The 14753-nt window shown below is 64.6% G+C and carries 13 protein-coding genes; 10 read left to right on the forward strand and 3 right to left on the reverse strand.

Going from position 1 to position 14753, the window contains the following annotated elements:
* Positions 1-85 precede the first annotated feature (85 nt).
* The 4 genes from odhB (at position 86) to MTX23_RS02070 (ending at position 4275) form a co-directional block, all read left to right on the forward strand.
* Positions 86-1336, forward strand: coding sequence for a 2-oxoglutarate dehydrogenase complex dihydrolipoyllysine-residue succinyltransferase (gene odhB / locus MTX23_RS02055; RefSeq protein ID WP_280974990.1), 1251 nt, complete (start codon positions 86-88; stop codon positions 1334-1336).
* Between the two features lie 75 nt (positions 1337-1411).
* A complete protein-coding gene (locus MTX23_RS02060; RefSeq protein ID WP_280974991.1) occupies positions 1412-2158 on the forward strand; it encodes an SDR family oxidoreductase in 747 nt (248 codons plus the stop codon).
* Positions 2159-2306: 148 nt separating this feature from the next.
* Complete coding sequence (lpdA, locus tag MTX23_RS02065) at positions 2307-3707, forward strand: dihydrolipoyl dehydrogenase (RefSeq protein ID WP_280974992.1); 1401 nt, start codon at positions 2307-2309, stop codon at positions 3705-3707.
* Between the two features lie 37 nt (positions 3708-3744).
* The gene (locus MTX23_RS02070) at positions 3745-4275 is read left to right on the forward strand and encodes a hypothetical protein (protein ID WP_280974993.1); all 531 of its coding nucleotides are present in this window, start codon (positions 3745-3747) and stop codon (positions 4273-4275) included.
* A gap of 66 nt (positions 4276-4341) precedes the next feature.
* Here MTX23_RS02070 and MTX23_RS02075 read toward each other — a convergent pair whose 3' ends face one another.
* Together MTX23_RS02075 and MTX23_RS02080 are read right to left on the reverse strand one after the other, a co-directional pair.
* Positions 4342-4932 (reverse strand): DUF4337 domain-containing protein, encoded by a 591-nt coding sequence (locus MTX23_RS02075; protein WP_280974994.1) that lies wholly within the window; start codon positions 4930-4932, stop codon positions 4342-4344.
* A gap of 147 nt (positions 4933-5079) precedes the next feature.
* A complete protein-coding gene (locus MTX23_RS02080; RefSeq protein ID WP_280974995.1) occupies positions 5080-6066 on the reverse strand; it encodes a tyrosine recombinase XerC in 987 nt (328 codons plus the stop codon).
* Positions 6067-6176: 110 nt separating this feature from the next.
* Here MTX23_RS02080 and MTX23_RS02085 point away from each other — a divergent pair, with 110 nt between their 5' ends.
* Positions 6177-8387, forward strand: coding sequence for a primosomal protein N' (locus tag MTX23_RS02085; RefSeq protein ID WP_280974996.1), 2211 nt, complete (start codon positions 6177-6179; stop codon positions 8385-8387).
* A 120-nt stretch (positions 8388-8507) separates the two neighbouring features.
* Here MTX23_RS02085 and MTX23_RS02090 read toward each other — a convergent pair whose 3' ends face one another.
* Positions 8508-9002, reverse strand: a complete 495-nt coding sequence (locus MTX23_RS02090; RefSeq protein WP_280974997.1) for a septal ring lytic transglycosylase RlpA family protein — start codon at positions 9000-9002, stop codon at positions 8508-8510.
* A gap of 633 nt (positions 9003-9635) precedes the next feature.
* Between MTX23_RS02090 and MTX23_RS02095 the strand changes: the two genes are divergently transcribed.
* From MTX23_RS02095 to MTX23_RS02115, 5 genes are all read left to right on the forward strand, one after another.
* Positions 9636-10196, forward strand: a complete 561-nt coding sequence (locus MTX23_RS02095; RefSeq protein ID WP_280974998.1) for a F0F1 ATP synthase subunit delta — start codon at positions 9636-9638, stop codon at positions 10194-10196.
* Positions 10196-11725 (forward strand): F0F1 ATP synthase subunit alpha, encoded by a 1530-nt coding sequence (gene atpA / locus MTX23_RS02100; protein ID WP_280974999.1) that lies wholly within the window; start codon positions 10196-10198, stop codon positions 11723-11725. The genes MTX23_RS02095 and atpA overlap by 1 nt, the downstream gene beginning before the upstream one ends.
* A gap of 91 nt (positions 11726-11816) precedes the next feature.
* A complete protein-coding gene (locus MTX23_RS02105) occupies positions 11817-12695 on the forward strand; it encodes a F0F1 ATP synthase subunit gamma (protein WP_280975000.1) in 879 nt (292 codons plus the stop codon).
* A gap of 26 nt (positions 12696-12721) precedes the next feature.
* Positions 12722-14164, forward strand: a complete 1443-nt coding sequence (atpD, locus tag MTX23_RS02110) for a F0F1 ATP synthase subunit beta (RefSeq protein WP_280975001.1) — start codon at positions 12722-12724, stop codon at positions 14162-14164.
* A 98-nt stretch (positions 14165-14262) separates the two neighbouring features.
* A complete protein-coding gene (locus tag MTX23_RS02115; protein WP_280975002.1) occupies positions 14263-14670 on the forward strand; it encodes a F0F1 ATP synthase subunit epsilon in 408 nt (135 codons plus the stop codon).
* Positions 14671-14753: the final 83 nt, after the last annotated feature.

The raw sequence follows: 14753 nt of genomic DNA on the forward strand, positions 1-14753 counted from the left end.
TCGTCACGGAGCCCCGGATCGTCCGCCCTGGCGCACGGTGGCCGCACAAGTTTTATGACCGCAGGGTTGATCTGAGGAAAAGACCATGACTGAAATTCGCGTTCCAACGCTCGGCGAATCCGTGACCGAGGCCACCATCGGCCGCTGGTTCAAGAAGGCAGGCGATGCCGTCGCGGTGGACGAGCCGCTCGTGGAGCTGGAGACCGACAAGGTTACGATCGAGGTTCCGGCGCCGTCGGCGGGAACGCTTGGCGAGATCATCGCCAAGGACGGCGAAACGGTTGCCGTCGGCGCATTGCTCGGCCAGATCAATGACGGCGCGGCTCCGGCCAAGCCTGCTGCGGCCGCCGCACCCGCCAAGGCGGCGGCTCCAGCCGCGCCCGCGCCGACCGCCGCCCCGGCTCCTGCCGCTGCGCCGAAGGCGCCGCCGGCGGATGCGCCGCTCGCGCCCTCCGTTCGCAAGCTCTCGGCCGAGAGCGGCATCGATGCTTCCACCGTTCCCGGTTCGGGCAAGGACGGCCGCGTGACCAAGGGCGACATGCTGGCTGCGATCGAAAAGGCGGCCTCCGCGCCCACCCCGGTCTATCAGCCGGCTGCCGCCGTGCAGGTGCGCGCGCCGTCGCCGGCCGACGATGCCGCGCGCGAGGAGCGCGTGAAGATGACGCGGCTGCGTCAGACCATCGCGCGCCGTCTCAAGGACGTGCAGAACACTGCCGCAATGCTGACGACCTTCAACGAGGTCGACATGACCAACGTCATGGCGCTGCGCGCGCACTACAAGGACGCGTTCGAGAAGAAGCACGGCGCCAAGCTCGGCTTCATGGGCTTCTTCACCAAGGCCGTCGTGCAGGCCCTGAAGGATATTCCGGCCGTCAACGCCGAGATCGACGGCAGCGACCTGATCTACAAGAACTACTATCACATCGGCGTCGCGGTCGGCACCGACCGCGGCCTGGTGGTGCCTGTCGTGCGCGACTGCGACCACAAGTCGATCGCCGAGATCGAGAAGGGAATCGCCGACTACGGCCGCCGCGCCCGCGACGGCCAGCTCAAGATCGATGAGATGCAGGGCGGCACCTTCACCATCACCAATGGCGGCATCTACGGCTCGCTGATGTCGACGCCGATCCTCAACGCGCCGCAGTCCGGCATTCTCGGCATGCACAAGATCCAGGAGCGGCCGATGGTGGTCGGCGGCAAGATCGAGGCACGCCCGATGATGTACCTGGCGCTGTCCTACGATCACCGCGTCATCGACGGCAAGGAAGCGGTCACTTTCCTGGTGCGCGTCAAGGAGAGCCTGGAGGATCCGGCCCGCCTGGTGCTGGATCTCTGAGGTCAGGACGCACGCGATGCCCGACCGCTTCGGGCATCGCGATTGGATCTTCATTACACACGCTTGGAGGTTGACGTGACGGACAAGGTCGTTGTCATCACTGGCGGCAGCCGCGGCATCGGCCGCGCCGCCGCGCTCGCGGCGGCTGCGCGCGGCTATCGCGTCGTCGTTGGCTACGCTTCCAACCAGACGGCGGCCAACGAGGTCGTTGCCGCGATCGAGGCGAAGAACGGCAAGGCGATCGCGGTGAAGTGCGACGTCGGCAGCGAGCAGGATATCCTGGCACTGTTCAAGGCCGCTGACGGCTTCGGGACGCTCGGCGCGCTGGTCAACAATGCCGGCATCGTCGGTCCGTCGATTCGCGTCGAGGACATGACCGCCGAGCGCATCGCGCGCATGATGGCGGTGAACGTCACCGGCAGCATCCTGTGCGCCCGTGAAGCCGTGAAGCGGATGTCGACCAAGAGGGGCGGCAAGGGCGGCGTGATCGTCAACCTGTCGTCGGTCGCCGCCAAGCTCGGCTCGGCCAACACCTATGTCGACTACGCGGCGTCCAAGGGCGCGATCGATACCTTCACCGTCGGCCTTGGTCACGAGGTCGCCGACGAAGGCATTCGCGTTGCCGGCATTCGCCCCGGTCTGATCGATACCGAAATCCACGCCTCGGGCGGCGAGCCCGATCGCGCGCATCGGCTCGCGCCCATGGTGCCGATGAAGCGGGTCGGCACAGCCGAGGAAATCGCCAATGCCATCGTCTGGCTGATCTCGGACGAGGCGTCCTATGTCACGAGCGCGACCCTCGACGTGTCGGGCGGTCGCTAGAGCATGATCCGGAAAAGTGGAAACCGGTTTTCCGAAAAGATCATGCTCAAACAAGGAGATGTGAGCATGATCCGGACAAGCAGGAACCCCTTCTCCGAAAGGTCGTGCTCCACTAACTGTCACAGAGTTTAGCTACAGGACTTCCATCATGGCTTCTTACGATCTCGTCGTCATCGGCACTGGGCCCGGCGGTTACGTCTGCGCAATACGCGCAGCGCAACTCGGCATGAAGGTGGCCGTCGTCGAGAAGAACGCGACGCTCGGCGGCACCTGCCTCAACGTCGGCTGCATGCCCTCGAAGGCGCTGCTGCATGCCTCCGAGATGTTCGAGGAAGCCGCCCACTCCTTTGCCAAGATGGGCGTCAGCGTCTCGGCGCCGAAGCTCGATCTTCCTTCGATGATGAATTTCAAGCAGCAGGGCATCGACGGCAACGTCAAGGGCGTCGAGTTCCTGATGAAGAAGAACAAGATCGACGTGCTCAAGGGCACCGGCAAGATCCTCGGTGCCGGCAAGGTCGAGGTCTCCGGCGACGGCAAGGCCGAAGTCGTCGAGACCAAGAACATCGTGATTGCTACCGGGTCGGACATCGCGCGGCTGAAGGGAATCGATATCGACGAGAAGCGAATCGTGTCGTCGACCGGCGCCCTCTCGCTGGCGAAGGTGCCGGAGAAATTGTTGATCATCGGCGCCGGCGTGATCGGGCTCGAACTCGGCTCGGTCTGGCGCCGCCTCGGCGCGGATGTCATGGTCGTGGAATTCCTCGACCGCATCCTGCCCGGCATGGATGGCGAAGTGGCAAAGCAATTCCAGCGCATGCTGGAGAAGCAGGGATTCGTCTTCAAGCTCGGCGCCAAGGTCACCTCGGTGGATACCTCGGGCAAGACATTGGCGGTGAGGGTCGAGCCGGCCGTAGGCGGCGCGGCCGAAACGCTCGAGGCCGATGTGGTGCTGGTGTGCATCGGCCGCGTGCCCTACACCGAAGGCCTCGGGCTGAAGGAAGCCGGTGTTGCGCTCGACAATCGCGGCCGTGTCGAGATCGATTCGCACTTCTCGACCAATGTGAAGGGTATCTATGCGATCGGTGACGTCGTCGCCGGCCCGATGCTCGCGCACAAAGCGGAAGACGAAGGCGTCGCCTGCGCGGAGATCATCGCGGGTCAGGCTGGCCACGTGAACTACGACGTCATCCCAGGCGTTGTGTATACCACGCCCGAAGTGTCATCGGTCGGCAAGACCGAGGAAGACCTCAAGCAGGCAGGTATCGCTTATACCGTCGGCAAATTTCCATTTACCGCCAACGGCCGCTCCAAGGTAAACCAGACCACGGACGGCTTCGTGAAGGTTCTCGCAGACGCGAAGACGGATCGGGTGCTCGGCGTGCACATTGTCGGCCGCGAAGCCGGCGAAATGATCCATGAAGCCTGCGTGCTGATGGAATTTGGCGGATCGGCGGAGGATTTGGCGCGCACATGCCACGCCCATCCGACCCGCTCGGAAGCCATCAAGGAAGCCTCGCTTGCGGTGGGCAAACGCGCCATCCATATGTGACCGATGTCCGGCGCCGGCCGGGGTCGAGATCATCTAGATGTTGCGTCGCCTATTACAGCCGTTCTGGGTCCTGCTTGCGATCATTTTCCTGATCGAAGCATGGCTGTGGGACCACCTCGAGCCGATCGTGGCGCGCGTGGTGGGGGCGATTCCGCTGAGCGCGTTCAAGCAATGGTTGGCCGAGCGGGTCGATTCGCTGTCGCCGGCGATGACGCTGATTGTGTTCATCGTCCCGGTCATCCCGCTGTTTCCGCTCAAGCTGGTCGGCCTGTGGCTGTTCACGCACGAATACTGGCTCGGCGCGATCTCGACCATTCTGTTCGCGAAATTCCTCAGCGTCGGCGTCACCGCCTTCATCTTCGACGTGACGCGGCCGAAGCTGATGGAGATGCCGTGGTTCGAGGCGCTCTATCATTTCGTGATGGCGATGCGCGCCAAGGCCACCGCCATCGTCGAGCCGATCAAGCAGCGTATCCGCGAGGTCCTGCGCGGCAATGGTGACGGATGGACGGCGCGCACGCTCCGTCTGATCGCGCGCTTCCGCAAGAGCGTGCAACAGGCGCGCTAGACGTTCCGCGCAAGTTGCTCGACCGTCCTCCTCAGGGCGACGGTGAGAGAGCCGGGGCTCTGCGGTTCAATGCAGCGGCAGAAAATGCGGCTGGAAGATGCCGAGCGCGGTCATCACGATGCCGGCGAGCGTCACGAGGCCTGACACCCAGGCCAGCGCGATCATGCCCGTGATGATGGTCGCGGACGCCAGCACGATCGCGATCTGGAAGGCGGCGGAGGCAAGTTCGAAGTGATGATACTTCGCCGTCGCCTCGTCGCGCTCATGCTCGGCGTGCTTGGCGCGCTCGGCCAGCTGCTCGGTGCCTTCGCCGGTTTCCGGCTCCGAGCGATAACGCGCGGCGGTCTTCTGCCATTCGTCGATCTGCTTCTGCAGCGTTGCCTTGGTGGCGTCGTCGGCCGTGCCGCCGAGGCTCAGCTTGCCCTGCTCGGCCGCGGTCTGCAAGGTGGTGCGGCGAATGCTCTTGGCCTGGAAGAAGGCCCAGAGGTTGGAGGCCTCGACATTCTTGCTGATCGTTTCGGTCTGTGCGCCCTTGCCGAGCGTTTCCGAGAGGGCCAGGCACAATGCGATCACGGCGATCAGAAGTGCGATCTTCTTGTTCTCGCTGGACGCATGCTCGACATGCTCCGCGTGCTCCATACTTTCATGTGCGCTCATAATTCCCCCTCCGGGTGAGACCGGTACACGATTGCCGAATGCGGCCTGCAACGCAAGGGGCGCGCCGTTTATGGCGGGCGTATGAATATCGGCGTCGCTGGGACGACCGAAACAGCCTGCGTCATATTTGAAGGCTGTCCCGCCGCCTCACCCGCGCGGATGCGCCGAACGATAGACCTCGAGCAGGCGTTCGCTGTCGATGCCGGTGTAGATCTGCGTGGTCGACAGCGAGACGTGGCCGAGCAATTCCTGGATCGCGCGCAGGTCGCCGCCGCGGCTGAGCAGGTGCGTGGCAAAGGAGTGTCGCAGCGCATGCGGGGTTGCGCTGTCGGGCAGGCCAAGCGCGCCACGCAGCCGCTCCATCGTAAGCTGGATGATGCGCGGGCTCAGGGGGCCGCCGCGCGCGCCGACGAACATCGGCCCGGTCGGATTGAGCTGATGCGGGCAGATCGCCGCGTAGTCCGCGATCAGCTGCAGCACGTTCTGCAGCACCGGCACCATGCGGGTCTTGTTGCCCTTGCCGGTGACGACGAGCACGTCGCCTTCGCCCGGCTTCGGCACGTCGCGGCGCTTCAGTCCGAGCGCCTCCGAGATGCGCAGGCCCGAACCATAGAGCAGCGCCATGACCGCTGCGTCGCGGACAAGGATCCAGGTCTCGCGGGCTTCGCCGGCGCGCTCATCGGCGTCGGCGAAACGTTTTGCCGCTTCGATGTGGATCGGTTTCGGCAGGCTCTTTGCGATCTTCGGCGCACGAATGGCCGAGAGCGCGCCGACCTTGCCCTTGCCCTCGCGTTCCAGGAAGCGCCCGAACGAGCGCAAGCCCGCCAACGCCCGCATCAGCGACCGCCCGCCGATCTCGTCGGCGCGCCGCATCGCCATGAAGGCGCGGACATCGCTGGCCTCCAGGGCGGCGAAACCCGCGAGCGTCACCTGCGTGCCCCAATGTTCGGCCAGGAAGGCCAGGCATTGCCGCACATCGCGGGCATAGGCCTCGAGCGTCTTCGGCGACAGCCGCCGCTCGGCGCGCAGATGCGACAGCCAGCGCGTCATCTCCTGCGTGACGCTTGCGTCGGCGCAGTCGAGCTCGAGCGGCTGGGTCACCGGCTCCGTGCTTGCCTGGTTTGTTTTGGTCATGACGCTATTGGCGTTGCGATTCCCTTGATTATATCGCACCGGTTTCGTTTACCGTTCGCTAACTGGCTGGGGCGGCGCTAGCCTGCCGCGGCTCAAAGATCGATTCTCGGATGGACCACGCGACGCGCAGCAGCACGACTTCGACATCGACGACGCGCGTCGTCGACGTGCTGGTGCCTGTCGCGCTGAATCAGACCTATTCCTACCGGATTCCGCGCGGTATGGCGCTGGCGCCGGGCGATGTCGTCTGCGTTCCGCTGGGGCCGCGCGAGGTCGTCGCGGTCGTGTGGGCCGAGAACGCGAATCCCGATCCGCGGCTGCACAATCGGCTCAAGGACGTCAGCGAGAAGCTCGACATCCCGCCGCTGAAAGCGGAACTGCGCCAGCTCGTCGATTGGGTGTCCAACTACACATTGTCGGCCCGCGGCATGGTGCTGCGGATGACGCTGCGCATGGGCGAGAATCTCGGGCCCGAACGCACCCGTCTCGGCGTGCGCCTGGTCGGCGAGGCGCCACGGCGCCTGACGCCGGCGCGCCGGCGGGTGATCGAGGTGCTGTCGGACGGCCTGCTGCATGGCAAGTCGGAGGCGGCGCGGGAGGCCGGCGTCAGTTCGGGCGTGATCGACGGCTTGGTCGACGAGGGCACGCTGACGGTCGAGGCGATGCCGCCGCCGCAGGCGCCGCCGCCTCCGGACCCATCCTACGCGCAGCCTGATTTCTCGCGCGAGCAGCGCAGCGCTGTCGACGTGATGCGGACGCTCGCCGCAAGCGGCAGCTTTCATGTCGCGCTGCTCGACGGCGTCACCGGCTCAGGCAAGACCGAAGTCTATTTCGAGGCGATCGCCGAAAACATCCGCCGCGGCAAGCAGTCGCTGATCCTGATGCCCGAAATTGCGCTGACCGGCCAGTTCCTCGACCGCTTCGCGCAGCGCTTCGGGGTGCGGCCGCTCGAATGGCATTCGGAGCTGACGCCGCGCACGCGCGCGCGGAATTGGGCGGCGATCTCGGAGGGCAAGGCGCCGGTCGTGGTCGGCGCGCGTTCGGCGCTGTTCCTGCCCTATGCCGATCTCGGCCTCATCGTCGTCGATGAAGAGCACGACCAGGCCTACAAGCAGGACGATGGCGCGCATTATCACGCCCGCGACATGGCGGTGGTGCGTGCGCATATCGCCAGGATCCCGATCGTGCTGGCCTCCGCCACGCCGTCGGTCGAGAGCGAGGTCAATGCACGCAAGGGGCGCTACCAGCGCGTGGCGCTGCCGTCGCGGTTCGGCGGCCAGCACATGCCGCATATCGAGGCGATCGACATGCGGCGCGCGCCGCCGCCGCGCGGCCGCTTCATCTCGCCGCCGCTCGCCGAGCAGATCCGCCATGCGATCGAGCGGCGCGAGCAGGCGTTGCTGTTCCTCAACCGCCGCGGCTATGCGCCGCTGACACTGTGCCGCGCCTGCGGCCATCGCTTCGCCTGCACGATCTGCGATGCCTGGCTGGTCGATCATCGCTTCCGCCAGCGGCTGGTCTGCCATCACTGCGGCTTCTCGATGCCGCGCCCGAACATCTGTCCGCACTGCGCGGCCGAGGAATCACTGGTTGCCGTCGGTCCCGGTGTCGAACGGCTGCAGGAGGAGGCGGCGAGCATCTTCCCGGAGGCCCGCACCATGGTGCTGTCCAGCGATCTCATCACCTCGATCGAGACCATGCGCAGCGAGCTGAACGAGATCGCCGAGGGGCGCGTCGACATCATCATCGGCACCCAGCTCGTGGCGAAGGGGCACAATTTTCCGCGGCTCAATCTGGTCGGCGTCGTCGATGCCGATCTGGGCTTGAGCAACGGTGATCCACGCGCGGCCGAGCGCACGTTCCAGCTTTTGAACCAGGTGGTCGGCCGTGCCGGCCGCGAGCAGGGGCGCGGTGTCGGCTATCTGCAGACGCACCAGCGGGAGCATCCCGTCATCAAGGCCTTGATCGCGAACGACCGCGAGGCGTTCTACGCGAGCGAGATCGAGATCCGGGAACGCACCGGCTATCCGCCGTTCGGCCGGCTGGCGAGCCTGATTGTCTCGGCCGGCGATCGTCCCACGGCAGAGGGCTTCGCGCGCAAGCTCGCCGCGGTCGCGCCGCTCGACGAGCGGATCCAGGTGCTCGGTCCCGCCGAGGCGCCGCTTGCGGTCATCAAGGGCCGCTATCGCTTCCGTCTGCTGGTGAAGTCACTGCGCAATGTCGACCTGTCGCAGTACCTGCGCGAATGGCTGGCCGCCGGTCCCAAGACCAAGGGCAATCTGAAGCTCGAGGTCGACGTCGACCCGCAGACCTTCCTGTGAAACGAAGAGCCTGCCGTCATTCGCGACGACAGGCCTGATCGGTGCGGAACAAGATCCGCAACCGTTACGCTACGCAACGCTTACCGAACACTGTGAACGGAAGGCGGCGTGGTGGACGCCTCAGGAGACCACCTCGGCGGTGACGCGGCCGACGCCGGCACCCGTGAGGCCGATGGCGCGAGCTGCGCCGGTGGAGAGGTCGAGCACGCGGCCACGGACGAACGGGCCACGATCATTGATGGTGACGACGACGCTGCGGCCGCCATGGGTGACGCGGAGCTTGGTGCCGAACGGCAGCGAGCGGTGGGCCGCGGTCATGGCGTTCTGGTTGAAGCGCTGGCCGGAAGCGGTGCGGCTGCCGGACTCGTTGCCGTAGAAGGAGGCCATCCCCGAGAACATGCGGCCGCCGGTCGGCTGGGCAATCGATGCGTTGGCGTCGCGCCAGGCGGAGGTTTCGGCGCGGGCGTGGTGATGATGGTGATAGCGGTAATGATGATGCCTGGACTTCGCGGACGCCTCCGTGACGCTGCCCCCGACCAGGAGAGTGGCGGCGACAACAGCGAGCGCCGCGCGCGACTGGGTTACCCCACCCAGCGCCTTCTTCATATTTCGCATTGATTAAGACCCTCAGACAGTATTGCCACAAGCGTGGCAAGTGGAACCCCCGTCCCTTCGTTGACCTGGGCCGTTTGGTTTCGCAATGAGGCACGAATTGGGCAGTAAATCCGGATTGTCTCCGGCTGAAATATCTTGTTACCGCTTTCGGGTATTCCAGCTAGGTTCCGTAACCTTGTTCTTTAACCAATCTTTAATGAGTTAAATACTTACGAATACTGTTTAGCGGCGCTGAAGTAAGGTTTGGGTAAGTATTCGCCAAATGGAACACGCGCCCGTGATCGGTTCCGTGCGCAGCCGCGCATGGACCCATGCAAATTTTTGCTGGAACCAACTCAGGCTTGGCGAACCGTCGGTGGTCGGAGCGGCAAATTCCCGCGCGCAGAATTTCCTGATTCGGCTTGCGCGGACGGGGGCAGGTGCGTGTGCGACAAGGCGGCACCGGCTATGCCGTCATGTTGCACCTGTGCGATTGCTATGTTAGCAAAGCCGCGATTTTAACGGTCTCGGCACGTCCCGTGCCGGTCGAAAATCGAAGTCCCGCTTGAATTCCAAGGGCTTGGATCGCTAGGCGCTGCTTTCGGTGGCGACGGTTTTTCCCTTGCGAGTTTGACAGCAAAAAAGAGCGAGCTCGTGGCTGCTGAAGATCCGTCCGTTTCGGGAGTGTCCGGTCGTTATGCAACGGCCTTGTTCGAGTTGGCGCGCGACGAAAAATCCGTCGATGAAGTGAGGGCCGATCTCGACAAGTTCGATGCTCTGCTCAACGAGAGTGCCGATCTCAAGCGCCTCGTGCGCAGCCCGGTGTTCTCGGCGGACGCGCAGTTGAAGGCGCTGACCGCAGTGCTCGACAAGGCCGGTATCTCGGGCACCTCCGCAAAATTCCTCAAAGTGCTCACCGCCAATCGCCGGCTGTTCGCCGTTGCCGATGTGGTCCGCGCCTATCGCGCGCTGGTGGCGAAATACAAGGGCGAGGCGACTGCCGAAGTCACCGTCGCCGAGCAGCTCAGTGACAAGAATCTCGACGCGCTGAAGACCGCACTGAAATCGGTGACGGGCAAGGACGTCGCGCTCAACGTGAAGGTCGATCCCTCCATTATCGGTGGCCTGGTGGTCAAGCTCGGTAGCCGCATGGTGGATGGTTCGCTTCGCACCAAACTCAATTCGATCAAGAACGCGATGAAAGAGGCAGGCTGATGGACATCCGCGCCGCGGAAATTTCCGCGATCCTCAAGGACCAGATCAAGAATTTCGGCCAGGAAGCCGAGGTTACCGAAGTCGGACAGGTGCTGTCGGTCGGTGACGGTATCGCCCGCGTCTACGGTCTCGACAATGTCCAGGCCGGTGAAATGGTCGAGTTCGAGAACGGCACCCGCGGCATGGCGCTCAACCTCGAAACCGACAACGTCGGTATCGTGATCTTCGGCGCCGACCGCGAGATCAAGGAAGGCCAGACCGTCAAGCGCACCCGCTCCATCGTGGACACGCCGGTCGGCAAGGGGCTGCTCGGCCGCGTCGTCGACGCGCTCGGCAACCCGATCGACGGCAAGGGTCCGATCCAGGCCACCGAGCGCAAGCGCGTCGACGTCAAGGCGCCCGGCATCATTCCGCGCAAGTCGGTGAACGAGCCGATGGCGACCGGCCTGAAGGCGATCGACGCGCTGATCCCGATCGGTCGCGGTCAGCGCGAGCTGATCATCGGCGACCGCCAGACCGGCAAGACCGCGATCGCGCTCGACACCATCCTGAACCAGAAGCCGCTCAACGCCCAGCCGGACGAGAACCTCAAGCTGTACTGCGTCTATGTCGCGGTCGGCCAGAAGCGCTCCACCGTCGCCCAGTTCGTGAAGGTGCTCGAGGAGCAGGGCGCGCTCGAATACTCGATCGTGGTCGCGGCCACGGCATCCGATCCGGCTCCGATGCAGTACATCGCGCCGTTCACCGGCTGCACCATGGGCGAATACTTCCGCGACAACGGCATGCACGCCGTGATCATCTATGACGACTTGTCGAAGCAGGCCGTCGCCTATCGCCAGATGTCGCTGCTGCTGCGCCGCCCGCCGGGCCGCGAAGCCTATCCGGGCGACGTGTTCTATCTGCACTCCCGCCTGCTCGAGCGCGCCGCCAAGCTCAACAAGGAGCATGGTTCGGGCTCGCTGACCGCGCTGCCGGTCATCGAAACCCAGGCCAACGACGTGTCGGCCTACATTCCGACCAACGTGATTTCGATCACCGACGGCCAGATCTTCCTGGAGACCGACCTGTTCTTCCAGGGTATCCGTCCCGCGGTGAACGTCGGTCTGTCGGTGTCGCGCGTCGGTTCGTCCGCGCAGACCAAGGCAACCAAGAAGGTCGCCGGCAAGATCAAGGGCGAGCTCGCGCAGTACCGCGAAATGGCGGCGTTCGCGCAGTTCGGCTCAGACCTCGACGCCTCGACGCAGCGCTTGCTCAACCGCGGCTCGCGCCTGACCGAGCTCCTGAAGCAGCCGCAGTTCTCGCCGCTGAAGATGGAAGAGCAGGTCTGCGTGATCTGGGCCGGCACCAACGGCTATCTCGATCCGCTGCCGCTCAACAAGGTGAAGGCGTTCGAGGAAGGTCTGCTGTCGCTGTTGCGCGGCAAGAACGTCGAGATCCTCAACGCGATCCGCGACAGCCGCGACCTCTCCGACGACACCGCTGCCAAGCTGAAGTCGGCGGTCGAAGGCTTCGCCAAGACGTTTGCATAACAATGGGGCCGTCGCCCGGCTCGCCGCCGGGCGTGACGAACGGAGGCTTGCGATCTGACCCTGGCGGTCGGATCGCCGGGGTGAACGAAGAATGGCGTCACTGAAAGACATGCGGGTCCGCATCGCCTCGACCAAGGCGACGCAGAAGATCACCAAGGCCATGCAGATGGTCGCAGCCTCGAAGCTGCGCCGCGCGCAGAACGCCGCAGAAGCGGCGCGGCCCTATGCCGACAAGATGGACGCGGTGATTTCCAACATCGCCGCCGCAGCCAACGGTTCGCCGGGTGCGCCGACGTTGCTGGCCGGCACCGGCAAGGACCAACTCCATCTCCTGCTGGTCTGCACCGGCGAGCGTGGCCTGTCGGGTGCGTTCAACTCGTCGATCGTACGCCTGGCGCGCGAGCGGGCGCAGTCGCTGATCGCGCAGGGCAAAGAGGTCAAGTTCTTCTGCGTCGGCCGCAAGGGCTATGAGCAGCTGCGCCGGACCTTCGAGCGGCAGATCGTCGAGCATCTCGACCTGCGCTCGGTGCGCCAGCTCGGCTTTGTCAATGCCGAGGACATCGCCAACAAGGTGCTGGCGCGGTTCGAGGCCGGTGAGTTCGATGTCTGCACGCTGTTCTACTCGCGCTTCAAGTCGGTGATCGCGCAGCTTCCGACCGCGCAGCAGATCATCCCGCTGGAGGTCAACGCGCCCGCGGCCAATGCGGCTCCCTCCACGTCCTACGAATACGAGCCGGAGGAGGACGAGATCCTCACCCGCCTGCTGCCGCGCAACCTCGCGGTGCAGATCTTCCGCGCATTGCTGGAGAATAACGCCTCGTTCTATGGCGCGCAGATGAGCGCGATGGACAACGCGACCCGCAACGCCGGCGAAATGATCCGCAAGCAAACCCTGATCTACAACCGGACCCGCCAGGCCATGATCACGAAGGAGCTGATTGAAATCATCTCCGGCGCCGAGGCGGTCTAAGGCAGATTTTCGAAGGAGAACAGTCCATGGCTACAGCAGCCAACCAGATCGGTCGCATTACCCAGGTCACGGGTGCCGTGGTCGACGTGCAGTTCGAAGGCCACCTTCCGGCGATTCTCAACTCGCTCGAGACCAAGAACGGCGGCAACCGCCTGGTGCTCGAGGTCGCGCAGCACCTCGGTGAGTCGACCGTGCGCACGATCGCGATGGACACCACCGAAGGTCTGGTTCGCGGCCAGGAAGTGACCGACACCGGTGCGCCGATCCGGGTGCCGGTTGGTGAAGGCACGCTCGGGCGCATCATCAACGTCGTCGGCGAGCCGATCGACGAAGCCGGCCCGATCAAGTCCGAAGGCCTGCGCGCCATCCATCAGGACGCGCCGACCTACACCGACCAGTCGACCGAAGCCGAGATTCTCGTCACCGGCATCAAGGTCGTCGACCTGCTCGCGCCCTACGCCAAGGGCGGCAAGATTGGCCTGTTTGGCGGCGCCGGCGTCGGCAAGACCGTGCTGATTCAGGAACTGATCAACAACGTCGCGAAGGCGCACGGTGGTTATTCCGTGTTCGCCGGCGTCGGTGAGCGCACCCGCGAAGGCAACGACCTCTATCACGAGTTCATCGAATCGAAGGTCAACGCCGATCCGCACAATCCGGATCCGAGCGTGAAGTCGAAGTGCGCGCTGGTGTTCGGCCAGATGAACGAGCCGCCGGGCGCCCGTGCCCGCGTCGGCCTCACCGGTCTGACCGTCGCCGAGCACTTCCGCGATCAGGGCCAGGACGTGCTGTTCTTCGTCGACAACATCTTCCGCTTCACCCAGGCGGGCTCGGAAGTGTCGGCGCTGCTCGGCCGTATTCCGAGCGCCGTGGGTTATCAGCCGACGCTCGCGACCGACATGGGCGCGCTGCAGGAGCGCATCACCACCACCCAGAAGGGCTCGATCACCTCGGTGCAGGCGATCTACGTGCCGGCCGACGACTTGACCGACCCGGCGCCCGCCACGTCCTTCGCGCACTTGGACGCCACCACGGTGCTGTCGCGCGCGATCTCGGAAAAGGGCATCTACCCGGCGGTGGACCCGCTCGACTCGACCTCGCGCATGCTGTCGCCGCTCGTCGTCGGCGAAGAGCACTATCAGACCGCGCGCTTGGTTCAGCAGATCCTGCAGCGCTACAAGTCGCTGCAGGACATCATCGCCATTCTCGGCATGGACGAATTGTCGGAAGAGGACAAGCTGACGGTTGCCCGCGCCCGCAAGGTCGAGCGCTTCCTGTCGCAGCCGTTCCACGTCGCCGAAGTGTTCACCGGTTCGCCGGGCAAGTTCGTCGACCTCGCCGACACCATCAAGGGCTTCCGCGACCTCTGCCAGGGCAAGTATGACCACCTGCCGGAAGCGGCCTTCTACATGGTCGGCACCATCGAAGAAGCCGTCGAGAAGGGCAAGAAGCTCGCCGCCGAGGCGGCGTAAGCAAGCGATTGGCGAAGCGGGAGTAGCGAATAGCGGTATCGCTCGCTTCTCCCTCCGCCGCTACTCGCTATTCGCTATTCACTACTCGCAGGGTCACCATGGCTACCTTCCACTTCGATCTCGTCTCTCCCGAAAAGCTCGCTTTCTCCGGCGAGGTCGATCAGGTTGACGTCCCCGGCGTGGAAGGCGATTTCGGCGTCCTCGCCGGACACGCTCCGGTCGTCGCCGCGGTTCGCCCGGGCATCCTGACCGTCACCACGGCGGGCAAGCGCGAGAAGGTCATCGTGCTCGGCGGTCTCGCCGAGATGTCGGACAAGGGGCTGACCGTGCTGGCCGACGTCGCGACCGCGATTGCCGATCTCGATCGTGCGAAGTTCGCAGAGACGATCAACGAGATGCAGGAAAAGCTCGCCGAGAAGGAAGGGTCCGAGCTGGATCATGCGATCGAGCGTCTAGATCACTTCAAGAGCATCCAGAACGAACTCAACACGACGGCGATGCATTAGGCCGTCTCCGGCCGCTCATCGCCTTACAAGCTTGAATGAGTACAGCGCTCGCCAGATCTTGGCGGGCGCTGTTGCTTGTTGCA

Source organism: Bradyrhizobium sp. ISRA436, assembly GCF_029910015.1.
Classification (GTDB): domain Bacteria; phylum Pseudomonadota; class Alphaproteobacteria; order Rhizobiales; family Xanthobacteraceae; genus Bradyrhizobium.

Coding starts and splice junctions, on each gene's coding strand:
- odhB (WP_280974990.1), top strand. CDS start 86: ATGACTGAAATTCGCGTTCCAACGCTCGGCGAATCCGTGACCGAGGCC.
- lpdA (WP_280974992.1), top strand. CDS start 2,307: ATGGCTTCTTACGATCTCGTCGTCATCGGCACTGGGCCCGGCGGTTAC.
- MTX23_RS02070 (WP_280974993.1), top strand. CDS start 3,745: ATGTTGCGTCGCCTATTACAGCCGTTCTGGGTCCTGCTTGCGATCATT.
- MTX23_RS02075 (WP_280974994.1), bottom strand. CDS start 4,932: ATGAGCGCACATGAAAGTATGGAGCACGCGGAGCATGTCGAGCATGCG.
- MTX23_RS02080 (WP_280974995.1), bottom strand. CDS start 6,066: ATGACCAAAACAAACCAGGCAAGCACGGAGCCGGTGACCCAGCCGCTC.
- MTX23_RS02085 (WP_280974996.1), top strand. CDS start 6,177: ATGGACCACGCGACGCGCAGCAGCACGACTTCGACATCGACGACGCGC.
- MTX23_RS02090 (WP_280974997.1), bottom strand. CDS start 9,002: ATGCGAAATATGAAGAAGGCGCTGGGTGGGGTAACCCAGTCGCGCGCG.
- atpA (WP_280974999.1), top strand. CDS start 10,196: ATGGACATCCGCGCCGCGGAAATTTCCGCGATCCTCAAGGACCAGATC.
- MTX23_RS02105 (WP_280975000.1), top strand. CDS start 11,817: ATGGCGTCACTGAAAGACATGCGGGTCCGCATCGCCTCGACCAAGGCG.
- atpD (WP_280975001.1), top strand. CDS start 12,722: ATGGCTACAGCAGCCAACCAGATCGGTCGCATTACCCAGGTCACGGGT.
- MTX23_RS02115 (WP_280975002.1), top strand. CDS start 14,263: ATGGCTACCTTCCACTTCGATCTCGTCTCTCCCGAAAAGCTCGCTTTC.